The sequence below is a fragment of the Aureliella helgolandensis genome (assembly GCF_007752135.1).
Taxonomy (GTDB): Bacteria; Planctomycetota; Planctomycetia; order Pirellulales; family Pirellulaceae; genus Aureliella; species Aureliella helgolandensis.
In genome coordinates this window covers 2,231,959-2,247,450 of sequence record NZ_CP036298.1, presented here as the reverse complement: position 1 = coordinate 2,247,450, position 15,492 = coordinate 2,231,959, and the positions used below count along the sequence as shown (strand labels likewise).

The window sequence follows — 15,492 nt, the reverse complement described above, 5'->3', positions numbered from 1 at the left end:
AGGGGCATTCCGATGGCGAACTTGGTGCCGAATCCTGATAGCAATGCAACTGGCTTAATGCGAGCTGTTGAACGAGATATCGAGAAAAGTCCAGTTGGTGGTGTTGATCGATAGCAATTAGAAAGCAATTAGATGGCCGTGTTAGTTAGCCTGCGATCCTTACACCGCGGAAAGATCGAATACGATGATGCGAGCCCAAACGTTCCATGGGCGCTCAACGGAAGCCCCTTGCACACGACCGGAGATGCCACCTACGCTCGTTGCTTGACGCTGGCAGGGGCTGAGTCGTTGTACCAAAATTCAGTTGCATCGCTCAATGTAGACGACGGATTCGTGGCAGCCAATTTTGCAACGACATCGTCCGCGAAGCAATCTATCATCGGAGCGTCCCACACAACCTCAGCCACTCCGAGCTTGCTGGAAATCTGGATTGATGCAGGAAAGATACGCGCAAAGCTCCAACGCAATGGCGTATTAATCTGGCAGATTGCATCAACGTCAAGTGCGTTTGCTGACGGTACATGGCGGCGACTCGCTATTAGCGGTGGTTCCGATGGTCCAAAGATGTGGACAAACGGATCAGAAACTGCGATATCCTACGAGTCTGGCACCGCTTCTGACACCGAGTGGTTTAGTAACCTTTTCGGAGTAACATTTCCGGTCAACAGGATCACTGTAGGTGCCGTCCGGCTGAGCGGCGTAAACGTCGAACCATTCATCGGAAAACTGCGTCACGTGGTTATCTCCGACGACGTCCCAACATCTTCGGTAATGCTTACTGACTACCTGGACAATCAACAGGGGTACGACATAATCCCTCTGCCCGGGCAGTCAAACCAGATCATTCGCTACGGGCCAATAGATTCAACGCTCGACGCGACAGACATCAGGATCCAACAATGGGGAAGGTTCTCTCCGAACGCCAATAAGATCTTTCTCGCTGCGGATCCGCTCGATCACATCGGCGGGACTGCTGACACGGTGGGCCTTGGATTGTCGATTGCTAAGGAGTGGATACGTCGACGACTTGAACCGGGGCGCAGGGTTCTGCTCGTCCCCGTGGCTGAGGGTAATACCGGGTTCCGCAATGACGACTGGAACGTGTCCTACACTAACAATTACAGCGGCATGCTCACTCGCACACAACTAGCGATGGCAACCAGCAATAACAATCGCTTGGTTGGCGTCTGCTGGCAACTGGGGGAGAACGACGCCGCTGGAAACACTGCCCAGCGGAATGCCTTCACAGCCGAGTTCCGCGAAATGACTGCGGCATTTAGGGCCGAGTTCCCAGGCGAATCTTTCCCAGTCACCCTTGGTACGATGCCCCAAGAATGGGTTGTTACCGATGCAGGCTACCAAATTGTTCAAGATCAGATTCTCGCGATCGAGGATACGGTACCGAACACGATCCTGATTGACCTCAGAGACCTCCCTTCCGAGCCGACCGAGTTGATTCACTACTCTGCGGCCTCCGCTCGAATTGCCGGCACAAGGCACGGAGCGGCGCTATCGCTGTACTGGGAAGACCCTGGGAATTTCACCCTACTGCAGCGTTCGACGGCAATCCTGAAAGACACCTCGGAGACTCTGCCTGCAGCAATTGGTGACATCGAACCAAGTGGACTGACAGAAGAGCAGCAAGCGGTGCTGAATCAGGTTCTAAACATACCTCGGGCCGATGAAGAACTCGAACCTGGCGGTGCAGTTCGCAAGGTCAATCAGCGCAATCAGTTCATTGACGAGACTATTCAGAAAAAGGTGTCCTAATATGGCAGACGAAGCCTCCTACGGTGAATACTACGGAGACTACTCCGGAGAAACCGCAGCCAACGCAGAGAGCGACCTGGCTGGGGAGATCGCGGCAAATGCTACCGACCCGCAATCGATCACGGTCGACGGTGTGACGGTTTCCAATCGCAATTTGAAGGATCAAATCGAGGCGGATCGCTACCTGGCCGCCAAGCGCGCCGCCAAGCGAGCTCCGTTCGGAGTGCGGTTCGCTCGAGTCAACCCCGGCGGGGCTGTTCGGGAGTAGAGAACTGGGCCTGTAATGTCGGCTGAACTGCCTGGCATAACGTGGGCGGCATGAATGCACTCATCCACACCACCGCCGCGGCTACTCGACTTGTCGACCCTTACGGGAATCCTCTCCGGACCACGCGCGAGCGAGCGGCGGCCGAGGCCCGTGCCAAATTCCGCACCAAGCTCCGAGCTGCCTACGATGCGGCCCAGACGACGAGCGAAAACACCAAGCACTGGCGGTTTGCCGATGACCTGTCATCCGCAGAAGCGAACTCGCTCGATGTTCGACGAACACTTCGCAGTCGCTCACGTTACGAATGCCTGCAGTCGAATAGCTTTGCCAAGGGTATCGTCTGCACACTCGCCAATGACTTTATCTCCACGGGCCCCGGACTGCAGATCCGTCTGAAGGGTCACGAAGACATGGCGCGTCGCATCGAACGCGCCTTTCTATCCTGGGCTCGGCAGGTGCGGTTGGTGCGTAAACTCCGCACCGCACGCCTGGCCAAGTGCGTTGACGGCGAGGCATTCTTGCTGGCTTCGACGAATCCCCGTTTGCGTGGGCCGGTAAAGCTCGATATTCGTGTGGTCGAATCCGACCAGATCTCTACGCCAGGTTGGGCAGACAACCAGCTCGACGCAAACAAGGTCGACGGTATTCACTTCGACTCTTGGGGTAATCCAGAACTCTATCACATGCTCCCGTTTCACCCTGGCGATCGCCGAGGAATGGGGAACTGGGGAGAACCGATTGATCTCGATCCGGACCACGTCATTCACTTGTTCAATCACGAGCGTCCGGGGCAGGTGCGGGGTATTCCCGAGGTGACGCCCGCTCTACCGCTGTTTGCGATGAGCCGCCGCTACACACTTGCAACCGTCTTAGCGGCAGAAACAGCAGCCGATTTCGTGGCGTTGCTCCACACGCAAGCGGGAGCATTCGAGGATGGACACACTCCGCAAGATCCCTTTGAATCGGTGGACATCGATCGCGGCATGATGACGGCTCTGCCCTATGGCTACGACATGAAGCAGCTCAAGGCAGAGCAGCCGACGACTACCTACGTGGAGTTCCGCAACGCGCTCCTGCAGGAGATCGCCCGATGTATCCACATGCCCACGAATAAGGCCCGTGGCGATTCGTCTGGTTACAACTATTCATCTGCGCGGCTGGATCATCAAATCTACTACCACGCCCTGGACGTTGAGCGTGTGGACTGGGAGATCGAATGCCTCGATCGCATCTTTGAATGGTGGCTTGACGAAGCGTTGTTGGTGAACAGCGAATTCCGATACTCCCTGCCCCCGGTCGAAGAGCTGCCCCACCGCTGGACTTGGAAGCCTGCTGCGTCGGTCAATCCCCTGCAGGATGCCAAAACGCACATCGCACTGATTGACGCCGGGCTTGAAACCGAGCGTGATTACCTGATGGAACAGGGGATCGATCCGGAGCTGCATTGGGAGGAAATCGAAGCGCAACGACAACGGCGGATGGCTGCCAACCCTCAGCCCACCACTGGACCTGCACAGGCTTCCGCCCAAGATGATGCCCCCAACGATGATGCGAACACGGATGACGCTGGGAATGCATCAGTGGCTCGACGGCAGCCCTCCCTGTAATGGAGGGCGATCGCAGCGCAGTACGCTGCGCGAATGAGCAAACGCAAATCACGCCGATCTCGGCCCGCCAAATCTCCGACCTCCATCGCTGTGCATCCCACCCCCGAGCGATTGGGCCATGCACGCCGCACCCATTTACGGACGCTCCTGCAGGCTGCAGCCCCGACCGTGGATGGATCATGCGCGTTGCTCTCCAGTCGACGACTGACACTGACGGCTGAGGCGGTGATTCACGCGGCGGCCACTGAGCAAGATGTCGGCACCTTCGACTTGGACGCCTACTCCGGTGGAGTCATGTTTCCCCTGCTGAATGGTGTCAATTGGAATGGTCCGGTAGTGGTCAACATTGCCGGACTGGTCGCCAATGCCACGCTGCCTGTCCATCGTGCCCATGATCCCGAGCGCCCGGTGGGTCATGGAACGGTATCGCTCACCGATCGCATTCGCGTCGAGGGCGCATTCTCGATCGACAACAGCGACAGTCGGGAGATCCGCGGTGGAGCGGCAAGGGGCTTTCCGTGGCGAACTTCGATCGGCATGTCTCACTTGCAACACGAGATTATCCCGGAGGGTCAAATCCTTCATGCGAATGGCCAAGAGTTTGTCGGGCCGATCCTCCATGTAATGGCCGGAGTACTCGACGAAGTAAGTTTTGTAACCATCGCAGGTGACAACAACACCCAACCGGCCATCGCGGCCTCTAAAAACCAAAGCGGAGTGCAGGTAATGAATTTTTCGCAGTGGCTGGCCGCCAAAGGCTGGGACGAAGCAACACTCACCGACGCTCAGAAGTCGCAGTTGCAAGCCGTGTTCAACGCCGAAGTGGCCGCCGGTGCCGACGCGGCGGGGGAAGTTTCCGACGACAACGGTGCCGATGCGGACGGTGCCGATGTCGACGCAGGGGAAGGAGCCGGGGAAGTCGCCGGTGCCGATGCCGATACAGCCGACGCCGATGCGGACGCCGCATTGGTGGCTGGACGTGGCGGTAGCAGCCTGACCGCTGGAGCCAGACAAGCTACCGGTGCGCAGCACACGGCATTGTTGGCACAGCGTCGCGAGGCGGCTGCCGAAGAGGATCGCATCGAGGGCATTCGCTCAATCACAACCAAATTGGGAAATCTCAGCATCAAGGCCGAAGGGCGTGCCGATACCACCCTCCGCGCCCATGCCATTCGAGAAGGGTGGAGTGTGGATCAAACTGAACTGTACGCACGAAGAAACCGACGTCCTAGTGGAGTGGGGATTCACAGCTCGAGCCCGCAACAACGCGGATCGCTGGCAGCTTTGCAGGCTGGGATTCTTCTGCGGGCTGGTCGAAATATCGATGCGGTATTACCGCAAAACAACGCAACGCCCGAGTGGATGAGCCTCCCGGTCAATGATCCCGGCCGACAACGAATCATGAACGATGCTCAAGCGTATCGCGATCTGGAAATGATCGACTACGTTGCACAGGGATTGCGTGCACAGGGGCACTCTCTGCCAGCAAACCATGTGGGGCGGTCGGGACGCTTGGCAACTCTGCAGGCCGGTTTCTCGACTGGATCCACTGCAGTGATTTTCACGCAGTCCATAGGTGCTATGGCGATCGATGCCTATGTTGAATCGGGTGACTTTTCACGCGGTTGGACAAGCGAAGAGGATGTACCAAACTTGCTTGAGACCGATCGCCCACGCATGCAAGCGGCTCCGGATCTCACTTTGCATCCAACTGGCGATGAGGCCGATCACGCACATCGTGATGCGACGAGTGAGAAAGTGCGTGCCGATCGCTACTCGCGTACTGCTGAGATTGATGAGAACGATTTCATCAACGATCAATTCCAGTTGCTACGCCGGACTCCACGTGAATTCGGTCAAGCCGCAGCTCGCCTACGACCTAACATGGTCGCGGCGGTTCTGCTGGCCAATGCGGCCCTGAAGGATGGAATCGCAGTATTCCATGCCGACCACCTCAACCTCTCCGGATCCTCCGCGTTGAGTCAGCCGAACCTGCAGAAAGTTCGGGCGATGTTGTCACGGCAGAAGGATGGCGATGCGTCACTCAATCTGCAGCCTACGCACTTGCTCACGCCAACTGGCCTGGGTGACCTGGCGATCCAACTGACCCAGTCCGCTGTGATCAGCAACGACAGTGGTGCAGGTTCGACGAATCCTATTCGTACCCGCAACATCATGCCAATCGAGGAAAGCCGCTTAGACAATGGCGTGGTCGATCCACTCACGGGATCCACTTTGGCGGGATCACTCACCACTTGGTACTTGGTTTCCGCCGAGGGCCATACCATCGAAGTGCAGTTCCTCGAGGGAACGGGCCGAGTTCCACAAGTCATCGTCGAGCAGCTCGGGCGTGGCAAATTCGGATTGTCGATCACCGTCAAGCACTTCATCGGTGCCAAGGCTCTCGATTTCCGATCGATGGCCAAAGCAACTGCGTAACCCACACTGACACAACCCCGAAGCAGAGTTGGGAGCCACGGTTCCCAGCTCTGCCCCCATACATTCGCTGCCTATCACCTGCCGGAGTTTCTATCGATGTCGAACCAGGTCCTATCGCGGCCCGTCCGCTGCTCAGACGGGGTCACCTATCCCGAAGGCACTCCGCTCGATCGACTTCCTGACGAGAATCGGGAATCGGTTTCTATGTCTGGCTGGACTCGCATTCGTCGTGCGACACCAGATATTCGCCCCGTTCTTGAACCCGGTGAGCCGAACGGCTCGCCTGATCCGGAGAGAGAATCCTCCAACGCACCTGGTGCTAGTAGCGACACAGTTCCGGCCCCCGGCACTGGCGGCAGTCCAGAACCGGACTCCGGAGACTCAAGGACGACCGAGGACAACACTCCAGCGATTGCGGACCTGGCGTTGGAACAGAAGTTCGCAGATCTCTTAACCAAGGATGAAACAGCCAAATTTCCAGACGGTCGATCGATTAGGACCGTCGCCGACGCTCGGGAGTTTCGCCAACTCAACGGTTCATTCCGAGTGATCAAGGGCATCGCGAAAGCTGGCGACGAAGCGATCAACAAAGCGATCGATGCGATCAAGTAGCTCTCATTAGCCCAGTTGCGTTGCACACCATCAATTAAACAGTTTCGGAGTTTGTCAGATGAGCGAAATTAAGTACCTGAACAGTGGCGAGTACTTCAAGGGGGTGACTCCCTCCGGAGGCCTGGTCAGTGGCAATATCGTTTTCGATGCAATGAACCGTGCTGGTGTGATCACCGCACAATCGGGTTTTGTCGAAGGGCAGACCTATACAGCTCAGGCAGTTGGTCGTGTCGAAGCGCCAGCCAAGGCATCTGACGAGTGGATCGCAGGTGCACTCGTCTACTGGGACGCATCAAACAAAGAAGCAACCGACACAGTCGGTAGCAACAAGATCATGGGCCGTGCCGATGTGGCAAAGGTTGCCGACGAAACGACGAACGTTGTATTGCTCAACAGCCCCGGACCGTCTTTCGTAGACACCAACACCTAATTCTTTCAGACGAACACCGATGTTCGTTCTCGCTTCAGTTCCCAATTGCTCACAAGGATAAAGCCGTGAAACAATTCGCATTTGCCGTGATTGCATTGTTCGCAATCTCGGAGACCGCACAACTGGCGGAGGCCCAGCTCTTGCCATGGCGCCGACAGGCACCAACGAGTAACGTTGTGCAATCCAACACCTGCCAGCCAGGAACGGTTTGCCCCGCCCCTGGAACCCTCAACGACGCGGGTAGCACGCAAGCAACTCAGTTCGACCCGGGACCGTTAGTGTCGGCTCCGAGGAGTGGATCCACACCACTCACTGTTCAGACCGCTGATGTTCATGCTGATCACCCACATACCCGATGCATCTACAATGGTAGTTGTGGATCAGGCACTATTTGCGGCACCGACGGCAACGGCTCTTTCGTGTTGACCAACGCCCACGTGACTGGCACTCAGCTAGGACGCGTGGTTTCTGTCGATTGCGTGGTCAACGGTGGTCAGCAAAGAGTTGCTGGCCGCACAGTGATGACCGGCTACTCGGATTCTCGCATGGTGGACTTCTCCATCGTCTACGTCGAGGGGCTCTCCAGTAAGCGATATATGCAGCTACTGAAGACCGAACCCGATAGCCCTCCATTCGGCACTACGGGCTCGCCTCGATGCGTGTGGCCGCTGGTCGTCAAACAGTTCAATGACGCGCGAGGCTACGGAGATGGGCTCATCACTGGGACGCCCAACGCTATTGGCGGTCAGTCGGGATCGGCCATCTACAACTCCAAACAACAGCAAATCGCCCTACTGACATGGTCGATCGGCAATCGTTGTGCCGGGCAGAAGACCAGCAAGCTCTGGCAAGTCGCCAGCGAGCGCAACATGCAATTGGCCGACATGCGTCCCCAAGGGCTCGTTGAGCTATGCGAAGGCGACGGCGAACGTCCCAAGACCGAGGAAGGCATCTTCGGTGATTGCGGCTTGATCGAGACCTCAAACAACGTGAATCGTCCCGAGACTGTCAGCGTCCTGGCGTCGATCGCTGGGAGTGCGATGGCAGACATGCCAATCTGGGTTGGCTCAGGTGGCGACGTTCCTGATCCCCCCAAGGATCCGGACTGCCCTCCATGTCCACCATGCCCCGACTGCAAGCCAGACTGTCCCCCCGCAGATGATTGCATGGCTATCACTCAGAAGGAACGCGAGTTGATTGAGTTCCTGCGATCGCAGCAAACTGCCTTTGGAAATGGTGAGAAGGCCTTTGATTGGGCTCGAATCATCAGCCTAGTATTGGAGTTGATTCAAGCCATTCAAGATGGTCGCGCGTAAGTTCCTCGAAACGATAGATTCCAAATGGTGAACTCGCGATTCTCCCGAGCACTACAACGAGGCATAGCGTCAATGGAACGCTATGCCTCGGAGCCCGTTGCGTATCGACGTGGCACCGCTGCAATCGAGATAATGGCCACGCGTGCAAGCAAGGCCGCGGACGAACAGCAGACCGGCAGTGAGAGCACTGTGCAAGGCATCCGCGTCGACTGGCTCGTCCGAGCAAATCAAATCAAACGTACCGAAGGGGACATCGTCCCGATCGATGGAGATACGTTAACCGACTTGGCTGGAGTTGAATACCGCGTGACCAAGAACCCGGTAGATGGAAAGTTGGCACGCTGGATGCCCCAACGCGTGGCACTCCGTATTCATACGATCATCGTGAAAGGTGAATAAGTGCCAGGTCGCTACACACTACTGAGTAAAGCACTCGCGACTGAGCTGGCGACACTACTCTCCGACGTGTCAGGTCTGAGCGTTGCACGTCGATTGCTACCACTGAGAGACCGCACGGAGTTCGTCCAAGGTGAGACCTATGTCTCCGTGTTCGCGGGCGATGCAGGGTTCGAAGTACTTGGGCGTCATGGCAGCGTTGATGATCACGAATGGGAAGCCATTGTTTGCATCCAGGCAGCCGGTCCAGCCCCAGAGCCAAAGTCAGGTAGCAATGCATTCGGAGCTGTAACGCAACTGGTCGCCGACGACGTAGACTGGGGCGATTCTGTGTTTGACTTGGTCGAACGCATCAAGGGATTCTGGCGAGGTGAGACGGACGAAGCGCCCGAGGGGCCACTGCGCGACGTGGCACTTGCGGGCTGTGTGTTCACGGGACTCGTGCACAGCCCTGTGTATGTGCCCTACCACCTTGAGCAGCTGGGGATTCTCAGCGTGATCCTACAATTGACGTACCTAGAAACAACAGAGGGTGACGAAGATGAGTGACAACGTCGGTCGGCTAGCGAAACTCTACATCAATGTCGGCACCTACGACTCGATCTCCGCATCCGAGGTCAAGCGAGTGAGCGATGTGGATATCGACCTCGGCAAGGCTACCGAGGAGATTGACACTCGCGAAACGCCCAACACCAAGACGGTACGAGGCAACAAGAAACTCAAAATCTCGTTCTCTTACTACGCTGTCGATGGATCCACAGACCCCGTGTTTGCTGCACTCAACACCAGCTTTTGGACTGATTCCAATCTAGACATGTTTGCCATGGAGGCAGCAATTGCGACGGTAGGAACCAAGGGGATTCGCGGACCGTTCGGTGTAACCACGTTCGATCGCAAGGAACCGGTCAACGGGAAAATCCGCTACGAAGTGGAACTCGAAGAGGTCTGCGAAGAAGATGACGACACGCCTCTCTATGCGGATCAGTATGTGGTGCCTGGCCCATAAGCACTGCCTTCCAATTCGTCTAACTCACTTTGCATTTGCCTTCGCCTTCGCGGGAGTCTCCGATGTTACCCATTTCCGACCAAATCACAATCTTCACCGGAGCCGTCTCACGGTCCGCACAGGGATTCAATCGAATCTCCGGCAAGCTGCTCGATCACCTGATCACGCTGGCAGGCGGTCCTGGGAAGCTGGGGGACAATCCAGATGCTGAGTGCTTGCGTCTCAGTTCCCAGCACGCAGGCACCAAAGGTCGCACCGTGGAACTCAATCAGAGTGCATCCGTGCTACTGCTCAAGAAGGCAGGCGTGAAGCTCGAGGCATCCTCTGCAGCGACAGAAGCAACCTCCAAAACGTCGACTCAGCCACCTAAGTAGCCTGGCCATCGTACGCATGCGGCCCCCTGTTTGCTCACACACCACTAACACCCGAGGCGTTTCCCAGTGGCGCGTTCATTCCGCGATTCCAAAGATACTCTGTGGCATGTGATGGTGAACGTGTCGGTAGCCCGGTCGTTGTTGCGAGGCGAGGAGCCAATTGACATCCTCAACGCTAAGTCACTTGCCGGAGTGATGGACGATCCCTACCAACGCTTTGCGGTGCTTTGGGCAGCGTGCCATTCGCAGGCGTTGGCGGTCGGTCTCGCAACACCCGAGGAATTCGACCGCTACCTGCTACCCGGAGAGCTCTCTCCGGAAGAGGCGGAGCGGATTTGGGCTGAAGCCGAAGTTGCATTGCGTGAGGCACTGATCGATTTTTTCCACCGCATCGGCCAGAAGGCACTGGCCGGGGTGATCGCACAAACAATCGCCGCCCGAACTCGACTCGACAACCTGTCAGTGACCAAGCTGCAGGGAACGAAGGTTCAGCGGCTGATAGATCACGCCGCCGAAAAGGCGGATCAGCAGATGGACGCCGAACTAGATCACGCAACCGCGGAGATCGATCGACTGATCCTTGGCAGGACGTCTGGGAACTAGCTGGTTTGGTCGGTGTCGATCCTGGCTCCTACACGCTACGCCAGCTCAACTGGATGGCTGAGGGACGGCTCCGGGCGATGTGGGATCAGACGGCAACACTGCAGGCACAGATCATTCACGTAATGCGATCGGAGGGCCGGAGTGCTGTTCACCCAGACTCCCTCAATCCATTCCGCGGTGATCCAGGTCCTATATCAAAGGGGCATCCGCTCACCGTGGGCACGCTGCACGCAGTGCGATCGATGCTCACCCAACGCAATAGGCAGTTCAAGTGATGGCGAAGTCTGGATTCGACATCAACTATTCGGTCAAGGATTTCTTTTTCGACCGAATGAAGGTGCAGGATAAGATCAATCGCGGGGAGCGGCGACAACTATCCCGTATTGGATCGTTCGTTCGGCGTCGTGCACGCACGTCCTTGCGCCGTCGCAAGAAGGTCTCACAGTCCGGATCACCTCCGAGCGTCCACAGTAGAGACAAGGTTGCGACGCTCAAGAATATCCTGTTTGCTTACGACGCTACGAACCATGCAGTCTACATCGGTCCAGTGAGGCTTAACCAGGTCAATCAACGACCGAGTGGCCAGAGTATTCCGATCACATCGCTCCATGAATTTGGCGGGTCGGTTCTAATCCACGAAGAGCAAAGCAAGAACGCTAAGAATCCCAGCGTGTGGTTTCGACGAGATCTACGATTCACTGCTAGGGAATGGAAGCGATATCGAACTCGTCGGCTCTCCTATCCCGCGCGTCCCTACATGGGGACTGCACTGGCTGCGGAAGTTGCTGCTGGTACGATCGCTGACGTGTGGGCAGGCTTTCTCTCAGGAGCAGCATAATGGCAGGTAAAGACGTCAAAGCGGGAGAAGCCTTTGTCGAGGTTAGTCTGCGTTCGAAAATCGGTGCAGGGGCCAAGAAAGTACAGGATCAACTGAAGTCGGTATCCCGGTCGCTGGGAACAGCAGGGGCTGCACTTACCGGGTTGGGCGGTGCCGTTATTGCTCCGCTCTTTGCTGCAGCTTCGAAGTTCGCATCTGCGGGCGATGCAATTGAAAAGATGGCCGCACGTACTGGGGTCGCTGCGGAGACGTTGAGCGAACTGCAGTTTGCTGCTGGCCAGTCTGGCTCGTCAATCGAAACGGTCGAGAAGAGCATTCGCAAGATGCAGCAAACACTGGTCGAAGCGGCAGACGGGTCGGCATCGCAGATCGAGGCATTGAATGCAATTGGACTCAGTGCCGAAGAGCTCGCCGGCAAAACGCCGATACAACAGTTCGAGATGTTCGCCGAAGCGATCAGCAAGATCGAGGATCCTACCGAACGGGCTGCCAGATCAATGGACATCTTCGGACGCAGCGGAACGGAACTACTACCAATGTTCGCCAACGGGGCTGCTGGTATTCGCGACCTCCGTAAGGAGGCTCGCGATCTAGGTCACCAGCTAACAACAGAAGACGCAGCGGCCGCGGCTGCTCTGACAGACGCTTGGGGTCGCATCTCCGCAACTATGAAGGGCATCGTACTGCAACTCGGCGCTGCTGTTGCTCCAGCGCTGACAACGGTTGCGAATGCGGTCAAGAATGTATTGGCAGTCGTCGTGAAGTGGATTACCAACAATCGGCAATTGGTGGTGATTCTAGCTGCCGTCGCTCTGGGAGTTACTACCACCGGAGTAGCATTGCTTGGCTTGGCTGGGGCCGCTTCCGCTGCAGCGTTCGTGATTGGTTCTATTATATCTCTAACAAGCATCCTGGCTGGTCTGCTCAATCCAGTGACGTTGATCATCATCGCAGCGGGGGCAGCCTATCTCGCGATGGCTGGGGCAATTGTCTACGCAATGCATCAGACGGGCGCGCTGGAGGCAGCGATCAAGTACTTATCATTCACATTTGGCCAAATCGTCCAGGTAGCGAAGAAGGTTTCCGTAGGGATTTCGGCTGCGCTGTCCGCAGGACAGCACAAGTTGGCTGCAAAGATCCTATTCGCGGGATTGCAGGTGATTTTCCTGAAAGGCTTGAATGCTCTGCAGACGGTCTGGCGACTAGCTCTATTCAGCATGGCTAAGTACATGCTCGACTTGGCTAAGCGGTTACCGGGGCTTTTACTCAATGCTCTACGGGGTGTGAATGGCATCTCCGGATTAGTGAGTGGTGCACTGTCGAGCGTGAAGTTCGACGGCTTTGACGTCTCCAAGCCGGAGGCTGAATTAACTCGCCTCCTATCGCTTGCAGATCAATTGCAGAACCAAGGCTCTCCACGCATTCCAGGCGGTGCGCCCGCACGTCACCAACCGACACGCAGACCACTTCCACGCATTCCACCGCCGGCAACCAACCGCCTTTCGCCTCAACAGGCATTCAACCTAGCTCGCCAGTCGCAGCAACAATTGTCCGCGACTCGCAATGGATTCGCGCAGACCGGAGCTAATCCGGGAAAGGAGGTAGCATTCTCCACAGCGAATTTGGAGAAGCTAGCCCAAGCTCAATTGGGCGTTCTGCGTCGCATTGCTGGACTTCCGCCAATCGTACTTCCGGAGACTCGATTCTAATGGCACTTGTACGAAAACAGGTCCTATCGGTCACGGGGGGCGAAGATGCTAAGGGACCTCACTATACGATCGTTTATGCGATTACCACGGATGACGCCGCGGATGGGCCCGGAAAAGCACGGGACTACAGTGGTTGGTCCTATGGCGACTCGTATACATGGGGAAACGAATCCGACTCCAGGGCGGTAGCAATCCGGATCCAAGAGCAGCCTGTCGGTTCAAGTAAGTTGGATTGGCAGGTCACGGTAGAGTTTGGTGATCCGGGATTGCAGCGTCCAGACAATCCGCTCGCTGAACCACCAACAGTCGAATGGGGCTATGAGGATCGGCAATTCGAAACGGTTTACGACGTGAACGGTGATCCAATTCTCAACGCGGCCGGCGATCGCTATGACGAGATTGTGTATGCCGATGACTTCCGTCGCAAGCTGACGATCACCCGCAACGAAGCCAGCTTTGACCGGACCACTGCAGATGCACTAGGTAATCGACTCAACGTTGCAGCCTGGCGAGGATACGCCGCTAAGACTGTCAAGCTCAAGCCAATTATCGCTCGCGATGCCTATAACGCGTTCATCGGGCAGTACTGGGTAGTGACTTACGAGTTCACGTTCGCTCCGATCGCCAGCGATTGGAAACGTCCAATACTGGAAGCTGGAATCTATGAGCTCGTCAGTAGCGCGAAGAAACGTATCATCGTTGACGGCAAGCCGGCAGCTTGGCCGGTTCCCCTGAAGGCAAATGGGGAGCACTTACCTGCAGGTGGAACGCCAGTCTATCGCCTGTGGGAGCTGCTCTACACTGCAGACTTTGATTTGCTAAATCTAGGATCCGTGGCACTCGACTGATGAGCACTTTACTTTCGAACAAAGATGCGGCAAGAGTCGGGCGAGTTGTCCGAGCCTACGAGGCGGAGGTGAAGACACGGGCCTCGCGCAGGCCTCCGCCAATTCCGGACGAAGGGAGCGGCGACAACCACTACCTCTACACTCTCACGGCAGCGATGAGTAGCGGATCGGGCACAGCAACGATTCGCAACATGGCCGACGACGAAGAGATCGAAACGGGGGCAATCGTAGTCGACACTCTGGGCATGTTCGATGGTCTGGCAATCGGGCAACGAGGGATCTGTATCAAATCCGGGGAAGCCTACTATTCGATTGGTCCCTATGTTACTCGAGTACGTTGGGCCGATCCGGATCTGGAGTACACGAAGGATGGCACAAACTGGACGAACATTGATACCGCTGAGGACTGCAGCTAATGAGCCATCTGTTCACGACGGGCGGCCACTTGCTGAGGAACAGCGGCGGGCATCTAGCCAAGTGCGGTTGCATTTGTTGCGGGTCGATCGAGTTCCCTAGTGGAACAGACTACTTTGGCGGGTGTGGTGACTGGACTGGTGGAGGATCCAACACCTATACAAGTCCTGGAGTGGTCGAAGTGTGCGTGGGCACCACACCAGAGCAGGTGGCGATAGTTGAACGAGCCCGAGAAACGTCCTATAGCAAAATAGGGGAGCCTGATAAGGATTGCAGCTATTACGAGAAGTGGAAGGTTGAGATCTTCGCCTATGACAGCGGCGGCGGCGTTATGGTTTGTCGAATTAAATATACGCTTCTCGAAATCTCAGCCACGGGAGACGCGCCTATTAACGATTTGGCCCCTGGCGGGTGTACCTATCCGCAGTGCACGGTAGCACTAGCACCCGGTTTCTATCAAGAGTTTGGAACCGGCGGTGGTGGTGGGGGAGTGTTTGATTTCGAGTGGACACCGTGCTAGATAGGCATGCTGATTGCCGCTGTGAATGTGGGCACCCGTTTAGGTTGCATGGCATTGAAAGACGTCGAGTCAAATGCCCATCATGCGGCATGGAACTAGACTGCGTTGCAGGCTCAATGGGTGACAGGCTAATAGCGTCACCTCGGGACTGGGACCACACTAGCTCTGTGCAATCCAGCCTCACACCCCCGCGATGGGTTCTAATCTTATCAGCATTCCGCACGCCCACCGACAGAGGTCCTGGCGACACCATTGACCGCCTGCTTTGGTTCGCGGGCGGTGGTATCTACAAGAGGCTGGTGGCGAAGGTTGCAGGGCATCAGTGTGGCTGTAAATCCCGCA

17 protein-coding genes are annotated in these 15,492 nt (G+C 56.6%); all 17 read left to right on the top strand.

From position 1 onward, the window contains the following. Positions 1-132: 132 nt before the first annotated feature. The 17 genes from Q31a_RS07950 (at position 133) to Q31a_RS07870 (ending at position 15,150) form a co-directional block, all read left to right on the top strand. Positions 133-1,770 carry a sialate O-acetylesterase gene (locus Q31a_RS07950; protein ID WP_145076391.1) on the top strand — a complete coding sequence of 546 codons (1,638 nt, stop codon included), beginning with the start codon at positions 133-135 and terminating at the stop codon, positions 1,768-1,770. Position 1,771: 1 nt separating this feature from the next. Continuing rightward, a complete protein-coding gene (locus Q31a_RS07945) occupies positions 1,772-2,038 on the top strand; it encodes a hypothetical protein (RefSeq protein WP_145076389.1) in 267 nt (88 codons plus the stop codon). Between the two features lie 50 nt (positions 2,039-2,088). Then, positions 2,089-3,645 (top strand): phage portal protein, encoded by a 1,557-nt coding sequence (locus tag Q31a_RS07940; protein ID WP_145076387.1) that lies wholly within the window; start codon positions 2,089-2,091, stop codon positions 3,643-3,645. Between the two features lie 33 nt (positions 3,646-3,678). Further along, on the top strand, positions 3,679-6,084 hold the full coding sequence (locus Q31a_RS07935; RefSeq protein ID WP_145076384.1) for a phage major capsid protein: 2,406 nt from the start codon (positions 3,679-3,681) through the stop codon (positions 6,082-6,084). Between the two features lie 96 nt (positions 6,085-6,180). Next, positions 6,181-6,696 carry a hypothetical protein gene (locus Q31a_RS07930; protein WP_145076382.1) on the top strand — a complete coding sequence of 172 codons (516 nt, stop codon included), beginning with the start codon at positions 6,181-6,183 and terminating at the stop codon, positions 6,694-6,696. Between the two features lie 58 nt (positions 6,697-6,754). Then, positions 6,755-7,126: a DUF2190 family protein gene (locus Q31a_RS07925; RefSeq protein WP_145076380.1), complete on the top strand. Its 372-nt coding sequence runs from the start codon at positions 6,755-6,757 to the stop codon at positions 7,124-7,126. 65 nt (positions 7,127-7,191) lie between these two features. Next, positions 7,192-8,442, top strand: coding sequence for a hypothetical protein (locus Q31a_RS07920; protein WP_145076378.1), 1,251 nt, complete (start codon positions 7,192-7,194; stop codon positions 8,440-8,442). Between the two features lie 72 nt (positions 8,443-8,514). Then, the gene (locus Q31a_RS07915; protein ID WP_145076376.1) at positions 8,515-8,841 is read left to right on the top strand and encodes a hypothetical protein; all 327 of its coding nucleotides are present in this window, start codon (positions 8,515-8,517) and stop codon (positions 8,839-8,841) included. Further along, positions 8,842-9,387, top strand: a complete 546-nt coding sequence (locus Q31a_RS07910) for a hypothetical protein (protein WP_145076374.1) — start codon at positions 8,842-8,844, stop codon at positions 9,385-9,387. After that, positions 9,380-9,844, top strand: a complete 465-nt coding sequence (locus Q31a_RS07905; RefSeq protein WP_145076372.1) for a hypothetical protein — start codon at positions 9,380-9,382, stop codon at positions 9,842-9,844. Before Q31a_RS07910 ends, Q31a_RS07905 begins: the two co-directional genes overlap by 8 nt. 62 nt (positions 9,845-9,906) lie before the next feature. Beyond that, entirely contained in the window at positions 9,907-10,218 is a 312-nt protein-coding gene (locus tag Q31a_RS07900) for a hypothetical protein (RefSeq protein ID WP_145076370.1), read from the top strand. Between the two features lie 66 nt (positions 10,219-10,284). Next, entirely contained in the window at positions 10,285-10,821 is a 537-nt protein-coding gene (locus Q31a_RS07895; protein WP_145076368.1) for a hypothetical protein, read from the top strand. 274 nt (positions 10,822-11,095) lie between these two features. Next, a complete protein-coding gene (locus tag Q31a_RS07890) occupies positions 11,096-11,659 on the top strand; it encodes a hypothetical protein (RefSeq protein ID WP_145076366.1) in 564 nt (187 codons plus the stop codon). Continuing rightward, a complete protein-coding gene (locus Q31a_RS07885) occupies positions 11,659-13,368 on the top strand; it encodes a phage tail tape measure protein (protein ID WP_145076364.1) in 1,710 nt (569 codons plus the stop codon). Before Q31a_RS07890 ends, Q31a_RS07885 begins: the two co-directional genes overlap by 1 nt. After that, positions 13,368-14,216 carry a hypothetical protein gene (locus Q31a_RS07880; protein WP_145076361.1) on the top strand — a complete coding sequence of 283 codons (849 nt, stop codon included), beginning with the start codon at positions 13,368-13,370 and terminating at the stop codon, positions 14,214-14,216. Before Q31a_RS07885 ends, Q31a_RS07880 begins: the two co-directional genes overlap by 1 nt. Next, a complete protein-coding gene (locus Q31a_RS07875; RefSeq protein ID WP_145076359.1) occupies positions 14,216-14,632 on the top strand; it encodes a hypothetical protein in 417 nt (138 codons plus the stop codon). Before Q31a_RS07880 ends, Q31a_RS07875 begins: the two co-directional genes overlap by 1 nt. Beyond that, a complete protein-coding gene (locus tag Q31a_RS07870; protein ID WP_145076357.1) occupies positions 14,632-15,150 on the top strand; it encodes a hypothetical protein in 519 nt (172 codons plus the stop codon). Before Q31a_RS07875 ends, Q31a_RS07870 begins: the two co-directional genes overlap by 1 nt. Positions 15,151-15,492 lie beyond the last annotated feature (342 nt).

Coding starts and splice junctions, on each gene's coding strand:
- Q31a_RS07950 (WP_145076391.1), top strand. CDS start 133: ATGGCCGTGTTAGTTAGCCTGCGATCCTTACACCGCGGAAAGATCGAA.
- Q31a_RS07945 (WP_145076389.1), top strand. CDS start 1,772: ATGGCAGACGAAGCCTCCTACGGTGAATACTACGGAGACTACTCCGGA.
- Q31a_RS07940 (WP_145076387.1), top strand. CDS start 2,089: ATGAATGCACTCATCCACACCACCGCCGCGGCTACTCGACTTGTCGAC.
- Q31a_RS07935 (WP_145076384.1), top strand. CDS start 3,679: ATGAGCAAACGCAAATCACGCCGATCTCGGCCCGCCAAATCTCCGACC.
- Q31a_RS07930 (WP_145076382.1), top strand. CDS start 6,181: ATGTCGAACCAGGTCCTATCGCGGCCCGTCCGCTGCTCAGACGGGGTC.
- Q31a_RS07925 (WP_145076380.1), top strand. CDS start 6,755: ATGAGCGAAATTAAGTACCTGAACAGTGGCGAGTACTTCAAGGGGGTG.
- Q31a_RS07915 (WP_145076376.1), top strand. CDS start 8,515: ATGGAACGCTATGCCTCGGAGCCCGTTGCGTATCGACGTGGCACCGCT.
- Q31a_RS07905 (WP_145076372.1), top strand. CDS start 9,380: ATGAGTGACAACGTCGGTCGGCTAGCGAAACTCTACATCAATGTCGGC.
- Q31a_RS07900 (WP_145076370.1), top strand. CDS start 9,907: ATGTTACCCATTTCCGACCAAATCACAATCTTCACCGGAGCCGTCTCA.
- Q31a_RS07890 (WP_145076366.1), top strand. CDS start 11,096: ATGGCGAAGTCTGGATTCGACATCAACTATTCGGTCAAGGATTTCTTT.
- Q31a_RS07885 (WP_145076364.1), top strand. CDS start 11,659: ATGGCAGGTAAAGACGTCAAAGCGGGAGAAGCCTTTGTCGAGGTTAGT.
- Q31a_RS07880 (WP_145076361.1), top strand. CDS start 13,368: ATGGCACTTGTACGAAAACAGGTCCTATCGGTCACGGGGGGCGAAGAT.
- Q31a_RS07875 (WP_145076359.1), top strand. CDS start 14,216: ATGAGCACTTTACTTTCGAACAAAGATGCGGCAAGAGTCGGGCGAGTT.
- Q31a_RS07870 (WP_145076357.1), top strand. CDS start 14,632: ATGAGCCATCTGTTCACGACGGGCGGCCACTTGCTGAGGAACAGCGGC.